Genomic DNA, 17,427 nt, shown 5'->3' on the forward strand with positions numbered 1-17,427 from the left:
TTGCGCTCGCCATCGCGCTAATCACTTCAAGCGGGCTTGCTCTCGATGCAAGTGACAAGGTTTGCCTGTTGCACCGCAGTGATGCAATCGCGAGCAAGCCCGCTCCCACAGGCGATGGAAAAACGCACAAAAAAAAGGCCCTCCCCGAAACCGGGGAGGGCCTTTTTGATTAACGCCGGGGTTTAGCCCAGGTTAACGCCAAAGTTCGAAGCCAATGGCGCGAGGCCACCTGCAAAACCCTGGCCGATTGCCTTGAACTTCCACTCTTCGCCATTGCGATACAACTCGCCGAAGACCATAGCGGTCTCGGTCGAAGCGTCTTCGCTCAGGTCAAAGCGTGCCAGCTCTTTGTTATCCGCCTTGTTCAGAACGCGGATATAAGCGTTCGACACCTGGCCGAAGCTTTGTTTGCGGCCGTCAGCGTCGTGAATGGTCACCGCGAAAGCCAGTTTTTTGGCTTCTTGCGACAGACCCGCCAGGTTGACGTTCACTTGCTCGTCGTCACCTTCGCCAGCACCCGAGCGGTTGTCGCCCTGGTGAACAACGTTGCCGTCCGGCGAAGTCTTGTTGTTGTAGAACACAAAGCTGCCGTCGTTCAGCACTTTGCCGCTCTCGCCAACAATAAACACCGAGGCGTCCAGGTCGAATTCCTGGCCGTCAGTCACACGTGGGTCCCAACCCAGGCCAACAATAACTTCTGTCAGGCCAGGTGCTTCTTTGGTCAGGGAGACGTTGCCGCCCTTGCTCAGACTTACTGCCATGTTCGTGAACCCTTATATAAAAAGATGAATGGGTCGATTAAAACTTCAGGCCATAGCTTTCAGCCAATGGCTTGAGGCCACCGTTGAAACCCTGACCTACAGCGCGGAATTTCCACTCGGAGCCATTGCGATACAGCTCGGCAAAAATCATCGCGGTTTCGGTGCTGGCGTCTTCTGCCAGGTCGTAACGCGCCACTTCGCTGTTGTTGTCCTGGTTCACGATTCGAATGAACGCACCACGAACCTGACCGAAGTTTTGCTTGCGGGTTTCGGCTTCGTGAATGGTCACGGTGAACGCGATACGGTCGATGTCAGCAGGGACTTTGGACAGGTCGACCTTGATCGCCTCGTCATCGCCGTCGCCTTCACCGGTACGGTTGTCGCCGGTGTGCTCAACCGAGCCATCAGTGCTTTTTAGCTGGTTGTAAAAAATGAAATCGGAGTCAGCGCGGACTTTACCGTCAGCCTTGAGCAAGAAAGCGCTCGCATCCAGGTCGAAGTCTTGACCATCAGTGGAACGAGCATCCCAGCCCAGGCCCACGAGGACTTTAGTCATCCCCGGAGCTTCTTTGGACAGGGACAGGTTGCCGCCTTTGGAAAGGGAAAGTGCCATGTGTAATTCTCCTTAATAATGTGCGATCAAGCGTTCGTGTCGTTTTTAACGTCGGATTGCTCTTCTTCCTTACCTGGAAACATGATGCTGGCCACGATACCGATGGCCAATACCACTAACACCACGATCAGGCTGGTGTTCGGGTCAATGCTGATACCGTGGCCAAACAGGTGATCGGTAGCGTTCAGGGCCAGCTTGCCGGCGATAAAGAACAACAGCGCGATAACCGATTTTTCCAGGTGTACCAGGTAGCGTTTCAGCGCTTCGAGAACGAAGTACATGGTACGCAGACCCAGAATTGCGAACATCATGGCCGAGTACACGATCAACGGTTCACGGCTCACGGCAATCACTGCCGGTACGGAGTCGAAGGCGAACAGAATGTCTGAAACCTCAACCACCACCACACACAAAAACAGTGGTGTCGCAAAAAGAGCGCCCTTGCCTACAAGAGTCATTCCCTTGTTCTGCGGCTTCGTGATCTCTTTTTCAAGCTCTGAGCGCGAAACAAAGAAATTATGTCCGTGCAGCTTTGGCCAAACCGGGAACAGTTTTTTCGCAAAGCGGTAGGCGATGTGCTTGGAGTAATCCTCCTCCTCATCCTCTTCCTTGCTGCGCAGCATCATGATCGCGGTCCAGGCCACAACCACGGCGAACAGCACTTCGACCCAAGGGCCGAACGCCAGCAGGCCGGTACCGATTGCCACGAAGATCAGGCGGAACACGATGGCGCCGATGATGCCCCAGTACAGAACACGGTGACGCAATGCGTCCGGGATCTTGAACCAGGCAAAAATGGCCATGAATACGAACAGGTTGTCGACGCTGAGGACTTTTTCCAGCGCGTAACCGGTGACGAACAGGCTGGCCACGCTTGGGCCGTGCGCGTAATACAGGTAGCCCGCGAACGCGAGCGAGATCAGCACCCAGAACACCGACCATACGGCGGCGTTGGTCAGCGAGACCGGTTTATCGCTTTTGTGGGTAAACAGGTCGATTGCCAGAGCAATGACCGCCAGAGCCACAAATACTGCGATGGTAGTTGGCGGAAAGCCAATTGCCGTGTTTTCCATGATGTCCTCAGAGATCAAAATCGCCAGGGTTCAACCCCAGCTCATTGCAGATAATGCGGCAAGCAGCCCGCTCACTTTCATCAAAGTTGCCGTCGGCACTACCGATTGCGCAGCAAACACGCACCAGCAGACGGGCAGCATCTTCTTTTTTACGTAACTGACCGATCGACTTCAGTGCTTCAGCACGACCGATCTGTTGATCAAACTCAAACTTCTCGCATACCGAGTTGAAAGCCTTGATCACGTCTTTAACGTCAAAAGCCTTCAATTCATTAGAGTTTTGAATAAAACCGACCATTTTCTGCTTTTCGTCGCTGCTGATGTTGCCATCGGCAGCGGCCACCAGTGCGCACCCGGAAACCACGGCTTCCATGAACTCACGGTTCTTGAACTTGCTGACTTCCGCCGAAAGCTTGTCACGGGCGGCGGTTGCGTTGGTTTTGAGCCATTCGAGCATTGGATTCACCTTGTCAGAAATTGAAGGACCACCGCCTGCCTCGGCAGGCGGCCAATTACATAGCGCTCATTTGGAGCCGGCAGACCAGCGCATGCCCCAACCGAACGCCTTATCCATATCTGAGTGACCCTTGAAGAACTCAACCTTGCGGTTGACCTTCACGCTGCCACCGACGTTTTCAAGCAAAGCGATGGCGCACATGCCTTTGGTGCCCCCCTCTTCACTCAGACGCACTTCAATCGGCGGCTCACCCGGGATGTACAAGGTGATCACGCCGTCAGTCGCCTGCCAGTTCGGTGCGCCTTCGTAGATGAACGCGTAAACCAGCACGCGACGCATCTTGCGCCACTCCTTGCCATTGATGCGCAACCACTCGCCGTCGCTCACGGAGCCGGTACGGTCGTCGCCCATCAGTTGAATAAACGGCTCGTCACGGAAATCGCCAAAGGCATTGCCCAGGGCCTGAACCGCGCCCTTGCGGCCGTTTTCCATTTCGTACAGGCAACCCACGTCCAGGTCGATACCGCCCGACTTGCCGGTAGCCTTGCTGCGCAGCGTCGCGAAAAAACCACCACCGCCACCGCTGTCGTTCGGGTTGCTGCGGTTCCAGTTCAGGTTGATTTTGATCTCGCCAAAATCACCGTCTTTTTTCTCAAGGCTGATGGACGGGCGCTGCTTGTCCAGAGTGATCTTCGACAGGTTGACCTTCGATGCCGGTGCTGGCGCAGCAGGTGCGGGAGCAGGCGGTGGCGTCGGCGCGGCAGCCGGAGCAGGTGCAGGTGCAGGTGCAGCAATATCAACCCCGAAGTGCTGGGCCAAAGGCGCCAGGCCACCGGCAAAGCCCTGGGCCACGCAACGGAACTTCCAGGCGCCCTGACGACGATAGAACTCGCCGAGGATCAACGCGGTCTCTTGCATGCCCTGGGTCGGGATCGGGGCTTCAATACCGCCGCTCACCGAGACGGTCAGTTGCGGGAAAGCATCGAAACGGGCCTTGTTCTCGTAAATGGTCGCTGTCAGTGCGACTTTTTCGATGGCCTGGTCAACGGCGTCCAGGTTGACGCTGAACACGCTGCGCCCTGCAGCAGATTCGACCAGCTTGACCGCGCCATTATTGACGCTCTGCTGGCCGAAGAAGCACATGTCATTGTCGCCACGCACCTTGCCCGACTCATTGAGCAGGAACGCCGACACGTCCAGATCAGCGCCCGGCACCGGGGTGTAGGTGATGGTGACGCTCAGGGTGCCTGGGGCAACGGCGGTATTGGCGCCCGGTGTCAGGGCCGTCATGGGCGCACCGCCTGAGCCGCTTCGCTGCTCAAGTCCTGGGCCGTACGGCCATTGGCGACAGTACCGACGGCAGTCAGGTCCCAACCCGCCGAAGTACGGCTCATGTAGGCCATGACCACGCCTGTGTGCCGGCCTTTATCGGACAGGTTGAAGCGCGCCAGCTCTTTGCCGGTCAGCTCATCAACAATGCGGCAGTAGGCGTTTTCTACCGCTTCGAAGTTTTGCCCGGTGAACGAGTTCACCGTAAACACCAGATGCTTGACGCCGGCAGGCAACTGCTCGAGGTTGACCTGGATCGATTCGTCGTCGCCATCGCCTTCACCCGTGCGGTTGTCGCCGGAGTGAACGATGGAGCCGTCATTGGACTTGAGTTGACGGAACCACACCAGGTCCTGCGGCTGCTTGGCACTGTCGAGCAGGATGCATGAGGCATCCAGGTCGATGGCGGTGTCACTGCTCAGCAGTTTGGCAAAAAAGCCGCTCGGTTTGACCGGGTCCCAGCCCAGGCCCATGCGGATTTTCTTGAGGCCGGTGCCGGCTTCTTTTTCAAGAGAAATGGTTTGGTTCTTGGACAGCGAAATGGCCATGAAGCGTCTCCTTGTCTGCATTCAAGCACGATAGGTTATTGCTGATTATTGACATGCGTTGCTTACGCCTTGCTTACAGTCCTTCACGCAGGCACACGTCAAGTGGCCGCTTGCGACGCCACAGCGCGTGAAATTCGCGCCAATGTGGCTCCTGAGCGGCCCCGAGCATTTGTTCATCGCCTACGGTGTCACCCCAGGCACGCAGTGTGTATTGGTCCAAAGGCCCGTATTGCGCCTCCAGCCGAATGACTTTTTGTTCACAGCGACAGTTGGTGCCGTCGATCGCCCCGGTCAGCACGCCATCGACTGACGCCAGACGTGTTCCGATCAGGCCAATACCGAGCTTTCTGGCAAACGGTGTGAGCACCAATTCCGGGGACGCCGAGCAAATCGTAACGTTGGCGCCCTGCTCAAGCTGGTTGGCGACGGATGTTAAGCCCAAAGGCCGCATTAAGCGCTGCCACGAAACGTCACAAAATGCTTCTGCGCGCTCTTTTACCCACACCTCTTTGGCACCAGTCAGGTAGACCGCGATGAGCTTTTCTTTCAGCTCATTACGCGTAATCCTACCCAGCAGATAGCACGCAGTGGCCGGAATCATCCGAAACAAGCGCATCGCGAACAACCGATTGCCGAAGGCAAAGCGCAAAAACGGCACAAAGGTGTCGTGATAGGTCAGCGTGCCATCAAAATCGAAAGCCGACAGAACCTGCTTGCCTTTGACCGGTGTCTTCAAATCGTCGTTCAACCCACTAATTCAGCCAATCGCAGGCTGCCTCCAAAAGTGTCTGACGAGCTGGCGACTTCGGAGCGAACCCCTTGCCAATGTGCCCGTTCAATAATCGTTTGCGCCCATTTGTAATGGGTCGCGGGCTCGCACATGGCGTCGTTGAACTTGAACACCGCAGGCGCCGCCTCACTCAGTATTTGGCGTGCACTGTTCAGATCTTCAAGGGTGACTTGCAACGCCCTGTGGATAACTGCAATTTGCGACGGGTGGATTGCGGTTTTACCCACAAGCCCGTGAGCCATGTCCAGCGCCAGCTCTTGCTCCAGCAAGTGCGGAGTGTTGAGTTGTTCAAATACCGGCGCGGTCAGGGCAAAACCTGCCGACCCCATGACCCCGCACAACATCGCAATCACATAGCTCATGGGCGTGCTGTAAAGGGTCATCGTCGGGGGGCGGCGCAAGCCCAGGCAGCCCATCAAGTCGTTACCGCCAATGCGCAAGGCGATGATACGGCCCGGCAATTGCTCCTGCATGGCGCTGCGCAGATCGACCATGGCGTCCGGCACAAACACTTCCGGGGTTTCCAGGGTTGGCATCAGCATCAAATCGCTGCGGGTGACCGCCTGTTGCCACTGGCGGATATTGCGCAGGCTCAGTTTGGGCACCACAAAGCCGTCGACATGACGCATCAGCGACCACTCATTGAGCACCGCCGCCATGGCCGCGTCCCGTGGCCGCACAAACAGGATCGGGCCGCCGGCCGGCCGGCCGCCACGGGCTTCGATCCCCAGCAACAGGTTCTTGAGGTTGTTCAGCCCCTGTTGCACGTCGGTTTCGGCCACCGCATCTTCCAGGCACACCACCAGCGAGCGCAGACCCTGAATCTTTTCGCCCAGTACCACCTCCAGAATGTCGGGACGGGTAGCCGGCATATAAAGAGTGGCGCCCAAGGCATAGGCTGAGTGCTTGATCATCAGCGAACACTCCTGATTACGGTCACAGCGCGATACGGCCCCAATTGGTCACCGACCTCCTGAACCTCGATATTGGCCTGACGCGTCAGGTGCAGCAGCAGTTGCACGTCCTGATCGTCACGGTCACGTACCAGCACGTGGTCCGGCACCCGGCGCATCACGGCCCGGGTGGCCTCGGCGATACCCGGCTTGACCCGGTTGGGGTTGGTCACCTCAAACCGTGTCGAGATACGTTCGACCGCAGCCACCGCCGAGCGTTGCAAAGCCAATGCCTGCTCCGGTGTCCAGGGTTGGGCCGATGCCTGCGGCGCCAGCTGCGCTCGCTCGGCTTCGATGCTGTGGATGAAACCCATGGTCACGTCGTGCTCAGCCAGGTGGTCGTACACCACGCAACCATGCAGGCCCGGGGTTTGCGGCCAGATGGAGCGTGAAACAAGGCCGGAAACCGTCGCCCCGAGAATGCCCGACGGGATCAGCCAGTCTTGCGCCGACGCCGCCAGCCAGGCGCGGCCACAAGGGTCGGCCAGCACCACCAGACGCGGATCTGCCGGGAAACGCGAGTCGCCCGCCAGACTGTCGCGGATCTGGCCGCTGATCGCGCCCTTGCCGGTCCAGCCATCGACAAACACGATGTTCTCGGCACCGTGGGCCTTGATGATAGCTTCGAGTGCCACATTGTCGATTCCACGGTCACGAATAATGCTGATCCCGTAGTGCCGGGCCTCACGGCCCAGATCGAGCAGCGCCCGGCGCAACAATACGCCCAGCGGCAAACCGGCCCGCACAAACGACACCAGCGCAATCGAAGGACCGCTGTAACGTTCATTCAACGCCTGGGCCAGCGCCTGCACATCGGCCGCCATACGGGCACCGTTTTGTGCCAGGGCCAGCTGATACAGGTTTTTATGGGTGTCGGACGGCGCGTGCTCCTCGCTGATCATCTCGGAGTAATGACGCTGCTGAGTCTGGATCAGGCGCTCTTTTTCCTGCACGTCAGTGGCTTCAATCTGCATGGCACGCAGTAAAAAGTGCACGTCATCGGCGTCATAGCTGCCACTGCCGACGGTGTTCAGCCCTGCAAAAGCGTTACTCATGACTGACGCTCGCCAATACATGACTGGCCAACTGACCGCGCTTGGGCGTGCCCCACCAGTCGCACTCGGCCATAAAGCCCAGGTCCGACACACTGTCACCAAAGCCCAGCAACGGCCGCTTGCCGTTGATCGCCTGATCGCGACGAATCCACTCGCGCACCGCTTCACGCTTTTGCAGCGCTACGGGAAGGAACGCCAGGTTGTTGCCATTGCCGTGCACATACAGCCCGTCCAGCAAGCCCCGCGCCTTGACCTCGGCCAACACGGTGAGCAGCGCTTCATCGGTTTCGTTGTTGTGCTTGGTGACCACGTAATTGGCCAGGCCCTGCTCTTCAACCACCCAACCGCGCAGCGAAAAACCAAGCTCGGCGCCAATGGCCAGGGTTTGCTCGCTCAACTGGTGCAGACGGGTCTGCTCAAGTGCCAGCTGGTCGCACATGCGGGCATGCCAGTCCAGGTCCAGCGAACCGTCCGGGTTGAGAATCACCCCGCCATGGGCGCAGACCGCACCGTGGGCGAAGGGCAATTGCACCCGTTGATAGGCCTCGATGCTGCGCGCAGTCACGGGGACCACGTCGCTGGTGGCCAGCAGCCATTCCACAAAGCTTTTTTGTGTCGCGCTCATAAAGCCATTGGGCTGACCGTCTACGTCCAGCGTGGCGGCAAAGCGGGGCTCATCGCCCATTTTGCGGGCGGTCTGAAACAGGGTGTCGTCCAGATCGACGAATACCAGTGGGCGATTACTGCTCATCTACGATCACCTGCGCATTCAACGCGCTGATCAGCGCCGGGTCGACGGCGGCCGCCGGGGTTTCGCTGCAAATCAGCACCCGGTCAAACTGGCCCGGGGCGACGTTGTAAAGGAAGTTGGGAATGCCCAGCCCGTAGTTGTCAGAGAACGACAACGCGTGGTCGATGGCATGGCCCAAGGCAATCGGGGAGCGGCTGGTGGAGCTGAAGTGCACGTCGGCACCCGCCCGCTCCAGACGCTCGGCCAACAGGAAAGGGGGCCAGACATATTCACTGGTACCGATGACCAATACCCGTTCACCGGGCGTGACCTGCAAGTCGGGCGCCAGGGTGTCGAGGTGTTCACACACGCCCATACGCCCCCAGTCACGGCTCGGGTCAAGCGCCCAGTCACCTTGGGCCACACTGCCCACTTCGGGCATGTCCGGCAGTTCAGCGGCGGGATCTTCGGCGAACGTGTAGCGACCGTCGAGCAACGAGACGCTGCTGACGTGGTCGCCCATGGCCTTGCGCACAGCATCCCGGGACCAGTCGGTCAGGGTCGCGGTGACGATGCGCTCAATCGAGTCAAGCCCCGCTTCGGCCAGCGCCCGGGACAGGTTGATAAAGGTATTGCCGGTCGACGCTTCGTCGTCCACCAGCACCAGTGAGCGGGCGCTGAGCATCAGGGCGCGGGTGTGCGCGTCCTGTGGCAGATGCAGCAGGTGCGAGCTGGCGTGGCTGTGTTCTTCTTCAAAACGGGCGAACAGTTCGCTGCCCGTGGGGTGACGGCTGCTGCACAGATACACGCTGTCGTTGCGGGTCTGGCTCAACGCACGGTGTACGCCGGCGCCCAGCCCGACAGCAGTTTCAGCCATGCCGATCACCAGCACCGGGCCGGGCAGGTCCGCCGGGATCTTGCCGGCCAGGGCGTTGAAGCTTTCAGCCATCAGCGAGGGACGGGCCGGGATATGACGGCCCAGCACGCGGGAAACAAACAAAAAGGCCCGCTTTGGATTACGCCGCTCGGCAAAACTGAAAAGTGCCTGAGGCTCGAAGGTCGATGCATTGACCTCCACCTCCAGGCGACCGCGCTTAAGGTTTGCATGCAAAACCTTGGGTTCGGTCATGGGGTTACCGCTATTCATCAACATTTACTACCTGGAAATACATAAAAAGTGGGGGACGATCAGCGAGTCAATGACTTAAGACAAGCGAAAAATGGTTACCGAAAACGTCAACTCACCTTAACAGCGATTCCCCGCGAACCGGAACGACCACCGTGATTGCCTTGACTTGCACATCCTCGTGCCAGTCGCTGGCCGGCACCGGCAGGCCAAGGCGACGGGCGGCAAAAATACCGGGCAGGTTGACTCCGGCTTCGCGGGTGTAGCCGATGCCACCGGAGTAACGCAGATTGATCTCCAGCAGGTGTGGCTGGCCCGCCGCATCATCGCGGGTCTGCACGTTGACGATGCCGTCGCACTTGAAGTGCCGTGCGGCCTTGATCGCCAGTTCAACCGCAGCACCGTCGCGCTCGAACGTCTGCATCAGGCCCTGCTTGCGCCGGCCGACAAACGCCACGGCCTCGCCTGCTTCACACACCATGTCCACCGAGCACTCGCTGCCGGGCATGTACGGCATCACCAGCAACGGCTTGGGCGTTTCTGATTGCCCGTAGGCGTGGGCAAATACCGTTGCATTGACTTCATGGGCGTCGGCGTTGGCAAAGCTGCGGAACGGGTCGACGTCATCGGCCAGGCGCCAGAAGCCCTGACCATAAATGCCTCGTGTCGGTTTTACGCAAACCTGGCCATCACGGGACAGCTGGGCGTATGCCGCTTGCAGCTCGGCCTGAGTGCTCACCTCAATTGCCGGAATGCACGCCAGCCCGGCCGCCAGTGCTTCGCGGGTGAATACCGCTTTGTCGTCTACCCGTTCAAAGGTGTCCAGATCCAGGGCGCCCGTGATCAGTTGCAGGCCAGCGGCCTCGAACTCGGCGCGGTGTGCTTCATAGACCTGCCCCACGCGTCCGGCCAGCACCACGCGGATCTGATGGGTGCGCGCCTGTTCGATAACCCAGCCGATGCGTTCTTGATTGTCCTGGGGCTCGCGCCAGGCGACATCCGCCAACCCGGTAATTTCAGGGCGATTTTGTCGGTGTGAGGCAAAGATCCGAACCGCATCGGGCAGCGCCGCGCGGGCACCTGCAATCACGTCGCGTTGGCTCGATTGCCCTTCAAGAAACCAGATCATGGACATCCCTTGCTACAGATAGTGGAGAGGCGGTCTAAACGCGGGATTCTAGCGGATGACGCCTGCGACCACCTGACAAACCGCATCGCCGGCAAGCCTGGGCTCAGGCGCTTTCACATTTTGTAAATAATTACCCTCCTATACTCCCGCGCAGTATTCCCCTGCCTTTTCTGCCTGGTAGCCCAATGCGTCTGACTCGTCCCGCTCTGCTGCTGTTGCTCCTCACCGGGGTGCTGTTCTTTTTTGCGCTGGGCAATCACCAGCTGCAAGGCTCGACCGAGTCGCGGGTGGCGGGCATCGCCATGCAAATGCACCTGAGCGACGACTGGGTCACACCCAACTTGCTCAATGAGCCCTTCCTTGAAAAACCGCCCCTGAGTCTGTGGCTGGATGCGGGCGCCATTCGTGTGTTTGGCGCCCAGCCATTCGCCGTGCGTCTGGCCTCGGCTTTTGCCGGACTGTTTTGCGTGCTGTTGCTGTATGCCATGTTGCGCAAGCTGGGGCGCCCTGGCGCACTGGCCTGGACCGCCGCGGCGATGCTGGCAACCATGGGCAGTTTTTGGGGCAATGTGCGACAGGTGGGTGAAGACGCGCTGCTGACCCTGGGTGTGACCATGGCCTTGCTGGCGTTTTTTCATGCCAGCCGCCAACTGCGTTTTGCCCGGGGCAGCTGGCTGCTGTTTGCCGCGGGCATTGCCATTGCGACCTTGAGTAAAGGCGTACTGGGCCTGGCATTGCCGGGGGTGGTGATTTTTGTTTTTCTGCTGTGTGAAAGCCTGATCGAAAAACGTTTTGTACCGCGCAACTGGTTGCGACCTGCGCTGCTGACCCTGCTGGGGCTGGTCCCGCTGATGATCTGGCTGTGCGTGCTGTATCAGCGCGGCGGCATGCAAGCGCTTGGCGAGCTGCTGTGGACCAACAGCGTGGGCCGCTTCAGCGGCTCCTTTGTCGAAGCCGGGCATTACGAACCGTTCTACTACTACCTGCGAAAACTCCCCGAAGCCTTCTTGCCGTGGAACCTGCTGACCTACCTGGGGCTCTGGCACTTTCGCAAACAACTGCGCAGCAACCCCTACCTGCTGTTTTTCTGTGTGTGGCTGGTGGCGCAGTTCGTGCTGCTGAACTTCGCCTCCAGCAAACGTGCGGTGTACCTGATGTCGCTGGCGCCAGCGGCTGCGGTCATTGCGGGCGAGTACGCCCGGGTTGTTCTGGCCTGGCTGCGCGAAAAAGGCCAGCACTCGGCGTGGGCCAAGTTCCTGAGCGAGCACCACCGCGCCCTCGCCGGTGCCTTGTTGGCCGCCGTGGTAATCGCCTACATGGTGGCGGCGCTCCGGGCCCCGCTCGCCGATAAAACCGAGTCATTCGAGCCCCTGGCGGCCCACACCATGCGCCTGCAAGCCAGCGGCAAACAGATCGCGCTGATGAAGCCCGACGAGCGCCTGGCCGCCGTGGTGTTTTACACCCGCCAGTTGCAACACACCCTGGACTCAACCGCAGAACTGCAGGCGTTTCTCAGTGCATCGCCCGACAACATCGTGCTCATCGAAAACCCGGAGGTGCCCGGTATGGCCTTGAACATCGTGGACAAGGTCAGCGTGGGGCGTCGTCACTTTCACTTTGTGACCCTGGCGGCGCCCCGGCCATAAACTTGATCCCGGGCAACAGAACGGCAGTTGCCGTGGCCGATCGCAGGGTATTGGCTACGCTCCTTGGGCGTTTCCCACTCAAGGAGCCTGTCATGAGCATCAGCATTACCAGCAAAACCCTGAGCGACTACGACGCTCAACTGGCCTTTAACACAGCCACTGCGTTTTTACGCAAGTCTGACCTGGCCAACTACCTGATCGATCAGCTTGAACAGCAACGCGTCAAGCTCAGCGTCGAGGTCAGCTGCGACCCGGCACTGGCCAATCAGGACGTATCGAACAAGGGTTCGATTGTATGGAACCTGCACAGTGACCAGTCACCCTGCCCGGATTTGCCCGACGTGACGGCCCTGCTCAGCCGTATCCCGGCACAACAAAAGCCCTACATCACCAGCCAGTGGCGACTGATGCATTTGCTCGCCCTCGCCTGCCAGCAACTGAACGATCAGCTCAACTTCAGGGATGCGGATGCCACATGGCCATGGCTTGACGAAAAAGTGCTCAGCGCCGGCGATATCGAAAATGTGGTGGCCCGCGAACTCAGCGACCTGCCATTGCCCGATGAGCAAAACTGGAACCGCCTGCTCAAACGCACCTGATTGGGCAAACGCAATGAAAACGCCCGGCACATGGCCGGGCGTTAGTGGGAGCCTGAAGGGGCAGCTCAGAACTGCAAGGCTTCATACCCGTGGCCGGCCGTCGCGCTGACTACAGGCACGATGCTCGTCCAGTCTTTGGGTGCGATGTAGCCCAGCATCTGCGGTTCGCCATTGACGCTGTTGGTCTTGATGAACAATGAGTCACCGTAACCAAACGTCGTGCTCGTTGACAGGTGCATGTCCAGAAGCATCTGGTCCATGCATTCACTGTGGGTGACCAGCACCAGGTTGTGACCCGCGACCTTGTGCTTGAGGGCATCCCGCAACATGGTGCCCCGGCAGTTGAACAGCCAGTCCTGGGCCTCCACTGGCCGGGCAAACATGGCGTCGGCGGTTTGCCGGGCCCGGGTCAGCAAGCTGCTGTAAATGTCGGCGCTCTTGAGGCCCAACTGCTCATAGTCCGAGCCCACCGCCTGAACGGCTGCGGCACCGCGCACCGTCACACCGTCCTCTGGCCCCAGGCACTGCGTGGTAGAGCGATCGCAACGCTCGGCATGGCGAACCAGTGCAATCACATCGCCTTTGGCCCAGCTGTCAGTGAGTAACAACACATGATCGGCATGGCTGGCTTGCGCCAGATTGGGCGCAGACGCGGGCGCCAACAAGGTCAATGTCAGCGCAATGGCCAGCACGCTTGCAACGCCTACAACCAGCACATTTCTATAACGGGCCAGCCCACGGCGCAGCAGTGTTCGATTGATTGCGGTCAAGACAGGACTCAACGTCACGATAAACACGCCCCCTATGGCAGTCAGTGAACGACACTGGCCGCCACCCTATAACGCGAATATGACAGCGGATAGATTCGCCGCCCGCTGCAAGAAATAGACTTACACAACGTAGGTCTCCATTAGCTGAACGGGATTCTAAAAAAGCAGAGGTCAGAGGCAGGTGAAACGAATGTGAAAAAAAACGTGATGCCCGGTTTGACCACACTGTCCAGATGGGTATGCAGCTATCTAAACATTGCATCCAACAAAACATTTCAGCTCTGACGAATGCCGCCGATACCCCCCAACACAACACTCGGCTGGGCCAAAAAAATAAAACCCTCCAGCGAACTTAGATCATGCGTGCACCGTTCCTGGAGAACACTATGAATAGATGGCTGAGCAACATCAGCGTCAACCTGAAACTGACCCTGGGCTTTGGCCTGGTACTGGCCCTCACCTGCGTAATGGCCGTGTGCAACTGGATCAGCCTGGACAAACTGATTGACCGCAGTAACTGGATGAGCGACATCACGCGCCTCAACACCGCGTTTACCAACCTGCGGGTCACGCGTTTGCAGTACATGCTCACCGACGGTGACGAAGCCTCCGCGCAGAAGGTACAAGCCAGCATTGATGCGTTTTCGGCTCAGCAAGAACAGCTGATCGCCAGCTTCAAGAGCCTGGACAACCTCAAGTTGCTCAAGGAACAGCAAGCCATTATCGGTCGCTACGAAAGCGCACTGGTGACGATGCGCAAGGCTTACGTTGAGTCTGCAGCCTCACGGGCGGCCATGGACCGCAGCGCCAAACTGGCGCAAGACGCCATCGCAACGCTGATCGCCCGCGCCGTGCAACTGCCCGCAGAGGATGAAAACCGTTTCGCCATATTCCAGACCGTGTCTGAAATCCGTGAGCAGTTCCTGCTCTCGCGTTACCAGGTACGCGCCTATATCGCTGCGCCCACTCCGGCAACCGAAACCGCCGCTCGCCAGCAACTGGACAGCGCCGTCGCCAGCCTTGAGCGGTTAAATGCGCATTTCGCCACTGATGCTGGCGACACCCTGCGCACCCTGACCCGGACCATGGAGCAGTACAAACAGGCGCTGCAGGTGTACACCGACACTGACAACACCATCATCGCCACGCGCAAGGACATGACCGAATACGGCACCAGCGTCCTTGCCCTCAGTGACGAGCTGTACAAAATCCAGCTGGAACGTCGCGACATCGAAAGCGCCACGGCCAACAGCATGCAACTGATCACCACCTTGCTGGTGTTGCTGTTTGGCGTGATCGCGGCGGTCATCATCACCCGTCAGATCACCGGCCCCCTGCGTGACACCCTGGCCGTGGTGGAACGTATTGCCAGTGGCGACCTGACCCAAAACCTGCACATCACCCGTCGCGACGAACTGGGTGTGTTGCAGCAAGGCATTGCGCGCATGGGCACCACCCTGCGCGAGCTGATCAGCGGGATTCGCGATGGCGTGAGCCAGATCGCCAGCGCTGCCGAAGAACTGTCTGCCGTCACCGAGCAAACCAGCGCCGGGGTCAACAGCCAGAAGATCGAGACCGATCAAGTGGCCACCGCCATGCATGAAATGACCGCCACCGTGCAAGAAGTGGCACGCAACGCCGAGCAGGCCTCCCAAGCGGCCGCAGCAGCAGACAACGAAGCCCGCGAAGGCGACACCGTGGTCAACCAGGCCATTGATCAGATCGAGCGCCTGGCGGTAGAAGTCGGCCGTTCGACCGAAGCCATGGCCGTGCTGCAACAGGAAAGCGACAAGATCGGCAGCGTCATGGACGTAATCAAGGCCGTGGCCGAACAGACCAACCTGCTGGCCCTCAACGCCGCCATCGAAGCCGCCCGTGCCGGTGACGCCGGCCGCGGGTTTGCCGTGGTGGCCGATGAAGTACGCGGCCTGGCACAGCGTACGCAAAAATCCACCGAAGAGATCCAGACCCTGGTGGCCGCCTTGCAAAGCGGCACGCAGCAGGTGGCCAGCGTGATGCACAACAGCCGCACCCTGACCGACAGCAGCGTAACGCTGACCCGCCAGGCGGGCACCTCGTTACAGGGCATCACCCGCACCGTGTCGAATATCCAGTCGATGAACCAGCAAATTGCCGCCGCCGCCGAACAGCAAAGCGCAGTGGCCGAAGAGATCAGCCGCAGCATCGTCAACGTGCGCGACGTTTCGGAACAAACCGCAGCGGCCAGCGACGAAACCGCCAAGTCCAGCGTTGAACTGGCGCGGCTGGGCAATCAACTGCAAGGGATGGTGAGCCACTTCAAGGTGTAACCACTCTGAACCTGTGGGAGCGGGCTTGCTCGCGACAAAATCGATGCGGTGTATCAGTTGCACCGAGTCGCCTGAATCGCGAACAAGTCCGCTCCCACAACAGCAACATCAGCGGGCTAAAAACACTCCGGCGCGATTGCCGCTGGCCGCGCCCTGTTGATAACTCAACACGCCGTTGACCCACACCCCGTCAATCCCTTCAGCTGCCTGTTGCGGTTGGTTGAAGTCCGCCACATCGCGTACTTTTTCGGCGTCGAACAGCACCAGGTCCGCCCAGTGGCCTTCGCGTATTTCGCCCCGCTCCCTCAGACCAAAACGCCCCGCCGACAACCCTGTCATCTTGTGCACCGCCGTGTGCAACGGGAACAGCCCCACGTCACGGCTGAAATGCCCCAGCACCCGTGGGAATGCCCCCCACAAACGCGGGTGCGGGAACGGGTCTTCGGGCAAGCCATCGGAACCGATCATCGACAACGGGTGCGCCAGAATCCGGCGCACATCGCTTTCGTCCATCCCGTAATACACCGCGCCGGCCGGCTGCAGGCGCTTGGCCGCGTCGATTAACGACACTCCCCACGCCCCGGCAATGTCCACAAGATCACGACCTCCCACTTCGGGGTGCGGCGTCGACCAGGTGATAGTGATGCGAAACGCATCGGTCACTTGCTTGAGGTCCAGGGTCGAGGAGCTCGCCGCATAGGGATAGCAATCGCAGCCCACCGGATGGGTTTTTGCCGCCTGTTCCAGCGCCGCCAGCAACAGCGGGCTACGCCCCCAGTTCCCGGCACCGGCGCATTTGAGGTGGGAAATAATCACCGGCACTCGGGCCTGGCGCCCGATCAAAAACGCTTCGTCCATGGCCTCCAGCACCGGTTCGAATTCACTGCGCAAATGGGTGGTGTACAACCCACCGAATGCACTCAGTTCGGCGGCCAGTTGCAGCACCTCATCGGTCTCGGCATTGAACGCACTGGCGTAAGCCAGCCCTGTGGATAACCCAAGGGCTCCGGCCTCCAGGCTCTCGCGCAATTGCTCGCGCATGCCGTGGATTTCGCCGGGCGTGGCAGTACGGTGCAGGTCGTCCATATGGTTGCTGCGCAGCGCCGTATGACCGATCAGCGCGGCGACATTCAACGCAGGGTTCGCCGCCTCGACCGCAGCGCGATAGTCACTGAAGCGCGGGTATACAAACGCGGCTCTGGCGCCGAGCAGGTTCATCGGGTCTGGCGGCTCAGCGCGCAAGGTGACTGGCGAAGCGCTGATGCCGCAGTTGCCGACAATCACCGTGGTCACGCCCTGACTGAGCTTGGGCAGCATCTGCGGCTGGCGGATAACCACCGTGTCGTCGTGGGTGTGCACATCAATAAACCCCGGCGCCAGCACCCGACCTGCGGCGTCGATCTCATGCTCGGCGCGGGCATCGATCCGCTCGCCGATGCGCTCGATACGCCCGGCGCGCACCGCCACATCGGCCATATAGCCTGGCGCGTTGCTGCCATCAATCACCCGTGCATTGCGAATCAGTGTGTCGTAGCGCAT

The 17,427-nt window shown here is 59.7% G+C and carries 16 protein-coding genes and 2 pseudogenes; 4 read left to right on the forward strand and 14 right to left on the reverse strand.

The genetic code is table 11. From position 1 onward, the window contains the following. Positions 1–182 precede the first annotated feature (182 nt). The 12 genes from ACZRMS_RS22175 to ACZRMS_RS22230 all read right to left on the reverse strand — a co-directional run bounded on the left by ACZRMS_RS22175 (position 183) and on the right by ACZRMS_RS22230 (position 10,564). Positions 183–761, reverse strand: a complete 579-nt coding sequence (locus ACZRMS_RS22175) for a TerD family protein (protein WP_463997084.1) — start codon at positions 759–761, stop codon at positions 183–185. 37 nt (positions 762–798) lie between these two features. After that, positions 799–1,374 carry a TerD family protein gene (locus ACZRMS_RS22180; RefSeq protein WP_463997085.1) on the reverse strand — a complete coding sequence of 192 codons (576 nt, stop codon included), beginning with the start codon at positions 1,372–1,374 and terminating at the stop codon, positions 799–801. Between the two features lie 26 nt (positions 1,375–1,400). Beyond that, complete coding sequence (locus ACZRMS_RS22185; RefSeq protein WP_463997086.1) at positions 1,401–2,447, reverse strand: TerC/Alx family metal homeostasis membrane protein; 1,047 nt, start codon at positions 2,445–2,447, stop codon at positions 1,401–1,403. Between the two features lie 7 nt (positions 2,448–2,454). After that, positions 2,455–2,904: a tellurite resistance TerB family protein gene (locus ACZRMS_RS22190; protein ID WP_463997087.1), complete on the reverse strand. Its 450-nt coding sequence runs from the start codon at positions 2,902–2,904 to the stop codon at positions 2,455–2,457. 66 nt (positions 2,905–2,970) lie between these two features. Further along, the gene (locus ACZRMS_RS22195) at positions 2,971–4,194 is read right to left on the reverse strand and encodes a TerD family protein (protein ID WP_463997088.1); all 1,224 of its coding nucleotides are present in this window, start codon (positions 4,192–4,194) and stop codon (positions 2,971–2,973) included. Next, entirely contained in the window at positions 4,191–4,781 is a 591-nt protein-coding gene (locus ACZRMS_RS22200; protein WP_463997089.1) for a TerD family protein, read from the reverse strand. Before ACZRMS_RS22200 ends, ACZRMS_RS22195 begins: the two co-directional genes overlap by 4 nt. Positions 4,782–4,854: 73 nt before the next feature. Further along, on the reverse strand, positions 4,855–5,529 hold the full coding sequence (locus tag ACZRMS_RS22205; protein ID WP_463997090.1) for an HAD-IB family hydrolase: 675 nt from the start codon (positions 5,527–5,529) through the stop codon (positions 4,855–4,857). Continuing rightward, on the reverse strand, positions 5,526–6,485 hold the full coding sequence (locus ACZRMS_RS22210; RefSeq protein WP_463997091.1) for an HpcH/HpaI aldolase/citrate lyase family protein: 960 nt from the start codon (positions 6,483–6,485) through the stop codon (positions 5,526–5,528). The genes ACZRMS_RS22205 and ACZRMS_RS22210 overlap by 4 nt, the downstream gene beginning before the upstream one ends. Further along, positions 6,485–7,579 (reverse strand): cysteine protease StiP family protein, encoded by a 1,095-nt coding sequence (locus ACZRMS_RS22215; RefSeq protein WP_463997092.1) that lies wholly within the window; start codon positions 7,577–7,579, stop codon positions 6,485–6,487. Before ACZRMS_RS22215 ends, ACZRMS_RS22210 begins: the two co-directional genes overlap by 1 nt. Next, the gene (locus tag ACZRMS_RS22220; RefSeq protein ID WP_048362069.1) at positions 7,572–8,330 is read right to left on the reverse strand and encodes an HAD family hydrolase; all 759 of its coding nucleotides are present in this window, start codon (positions 8,328–8,330) and stop codon (positions 7,572–7,574) included. Before ACZRMS_RS22220 ends, ACZRMS_RS22215 begins: the two co-directional genes overlap by 8 nt. After that, positions 8,320–9,456, reverse strand: coding sequence for a phosphoribosyltransferase domain-containing protein (locus tag ACZRMS_RS22225; RefSeq protein WP_463997113.1), 1,137 nt, complete (start codon positions 9,454–9,456; stop codon positions 8,320–8,322). The genes ACZRMS_RS22220 and ACZRMS_RS22225 overlap by 11 nt, the downstream gene beginning before the upstream one ends. A gap of 94 nt (positions 9,457–9,550) precedes the next feature. Further along, a complete protein-coding gene (locus ACZRMS_RS22230; RefSeq protein ID WP_463997093.1) occupies positions 9,551–10,564 on the reverse strand; it encodes an ATP-grasp domain-containing protein in 1,014 nt (337 codons plus the stop codon). Positions 10,565–10,749: 185 nt separating this feature from the next. Between ACZRMS_RS22230 and ACZRMS_RS22235 the strand changes: the two genes are divergently transcribed. Beyond that, positions 10,750–12,210: an ArnT family glycosyltransferase gene (locus ACZRMS_RS22235; RefSeq protein WP_463997094.1), complete on the forward strand. Its 1,461-nt coding sequence runs from the start codon at positions 10,750–10,752 to the stop codon at positions 12,208–12,210. Positions 12,211–12,302: 92 nt separating this feature from the next. Next, complete coding sequence (locus ACZRMS_RS22240) at positions 12,303–12,809, forward strand: hypothetical protein (RefSeq protein WP_463997095.1); 507 nt, start codon at positions 12,303–12,305, stop codon at positions 12,807–12,809. A 65-nt stretch (positions 12,810–12,874) separates the two neighbouring features. Here ACZRMS_RS22240 and pmrG read toward each other — a convergent pair whose 3' ends face one another. After that, on the reverse strand, positions 12,875–13,597 hold the full coding sequence (gene pmrG, locus ACZRMS_RS22245; protein WP_463997096.1) for a lipopolysaccharide core heptose(II)-phosphate phosphatase PmrG: 723 nt from the start codon (positions 13,595–13,597) through the stop codon (positions 12,875–12,877). A 368-nt stretch (positions 13,598–13,965) separates the two neighbouring features. Here pmrG and ACZRMS_RS22250 point away from each other — a divergent pair. Together ACZRMS_RS22250 and ACZRMS_RS22255 are read left to right on the forward strand one after the other, a co-directional pair. Next, positions 13,966–14,985: pseudogene (locus ACZRMS_RS22250) on the forward strand (methyl-accepting chemotaxis protein); the annotation flags it as partial. A gap of 306 nt (positions 14,986–15,291) precedes the next feature. Beyond that, positions 15,292–15,888, forward strand: a pseudogene (locus ACZRMS_RS22255) (methyl-accepting chemotaxis protein); the annotation flags it as partial. Between the two features lie 108 nt (positions 15,889–15,996). Here ACZRMS_RS22255 and ACZRMS_RS22260 read toward each other — a convergent pair. Further along, a complete protein-coding gene (locus tag ACZRMS_RS22260) occupies positions 15,997–17,427 on the reverse strand; it encodes an N-acyl-D-amino-acid deacylase family protein (RefSeq protein WP_463997114.1) in 1,431 nt (476 codons plus the stop codon).

This window comes from Pseudomonas sp. B424 (assembly GCF_055408345.1).

Coding starts and splice junctions, on each gene's coding strand:
- ACZRMS_RS22175 (WP_463997084.1), bottom strand. CDS start 761: ATGGCAGTAAGTCTGAGCAAGGGCGGCAACGTCTCCCTGACCAAAGAA.
- ACZRMS_RS22180 (WP_463997085.1), bottom strand. CDS start 1,374: ATGGCACTTTCCCTTTCCAAAGGCGGCAACCTGTCCCTGTCCAAAGAA.
- ACZRMS_RS22185 (WP_463997086.1), bottom strand. CDS start 2,447: ATGGAAAACACGGCAATTGGCTTTCCGCCAACTACCATCGCAGTATTT.
- ACZRMS_RS22190 (WP_463997087.1), bottom strand. CDS start 2,904: ATGCTCGAATGGCTCAAAACCAACGCAACCGCCGCCCGTGACAAGCTT.
- ACZRMS_RS22195 (WP_463997088.1), bottom strand. CDS start 4,194: ATGACGGCCCTGACACCGGGCGCCAATACCGCCGTTGCCCCAGGCACC.
- ACZRMS_RS22200 (WP_463997089.1), bottom strand. CDS start 4,781: ATGGCCATTTCGCTGTCCAAGAACCAAACCATTTCTCTTGAAAAAGAA.
- ACZRMS_RS22210 (WP_463997091.1), bottom strand. CDS start 6,485: ATGATCAAGCACTCAGCCTATGCCTTGGGCGCCACTCTTTATATGCCG.
- ACZRMS_RS22215 (WP_463997092.1), bottom strand. CDS start 7,579: ATGAGTAACGCTTTTGCAGGGCTGAACACCGTCGGCAGTGGCAGCTAT.
- ACZRMS_RS22220 (WP_048362069.1), bottom strand. CDS start 8,330: ATGAGCAGTAATCGCCCACTGGTATTCGTCGATCTGGACGACACCCTG.
- ACZRMS_RS22225 (WP_463997113.1), bottom strand. CDS start 9,456: ATGAATAGCGGTAACCCCATGACCGAACCCAAGGTTTTGCATGCAAAC.
- ACZRMS_RS22230 (WP_463997093.1), bottom strand. CDS start 10,564: ATGATCTGGTTTCTTGAAGGGCAATCGAGCCAACGCGACGTGATTGCA.
- ACZRMS_RS22235 (WP_463997094.1), top strand. CDS start 10,750: ATGCGTCTGACTCGTCCCGCTCTGCTGCTGTTGCTCCTCACCGGGGTG.
- ACZRMS_RS22240 (WP_463997095.1), top strand. CDS start 12,303: ATGAGCATCAGCATTACCAGCAAAACCCTGAGCGACTACGACGCTCAA.
- ACZRMS_RS22260 (WP_463997114.1), bottom strand. CDS start 17,427: ATGCGCTACGACACACTGATTCGCAATGCACGGGTGATTGATGGCAGC.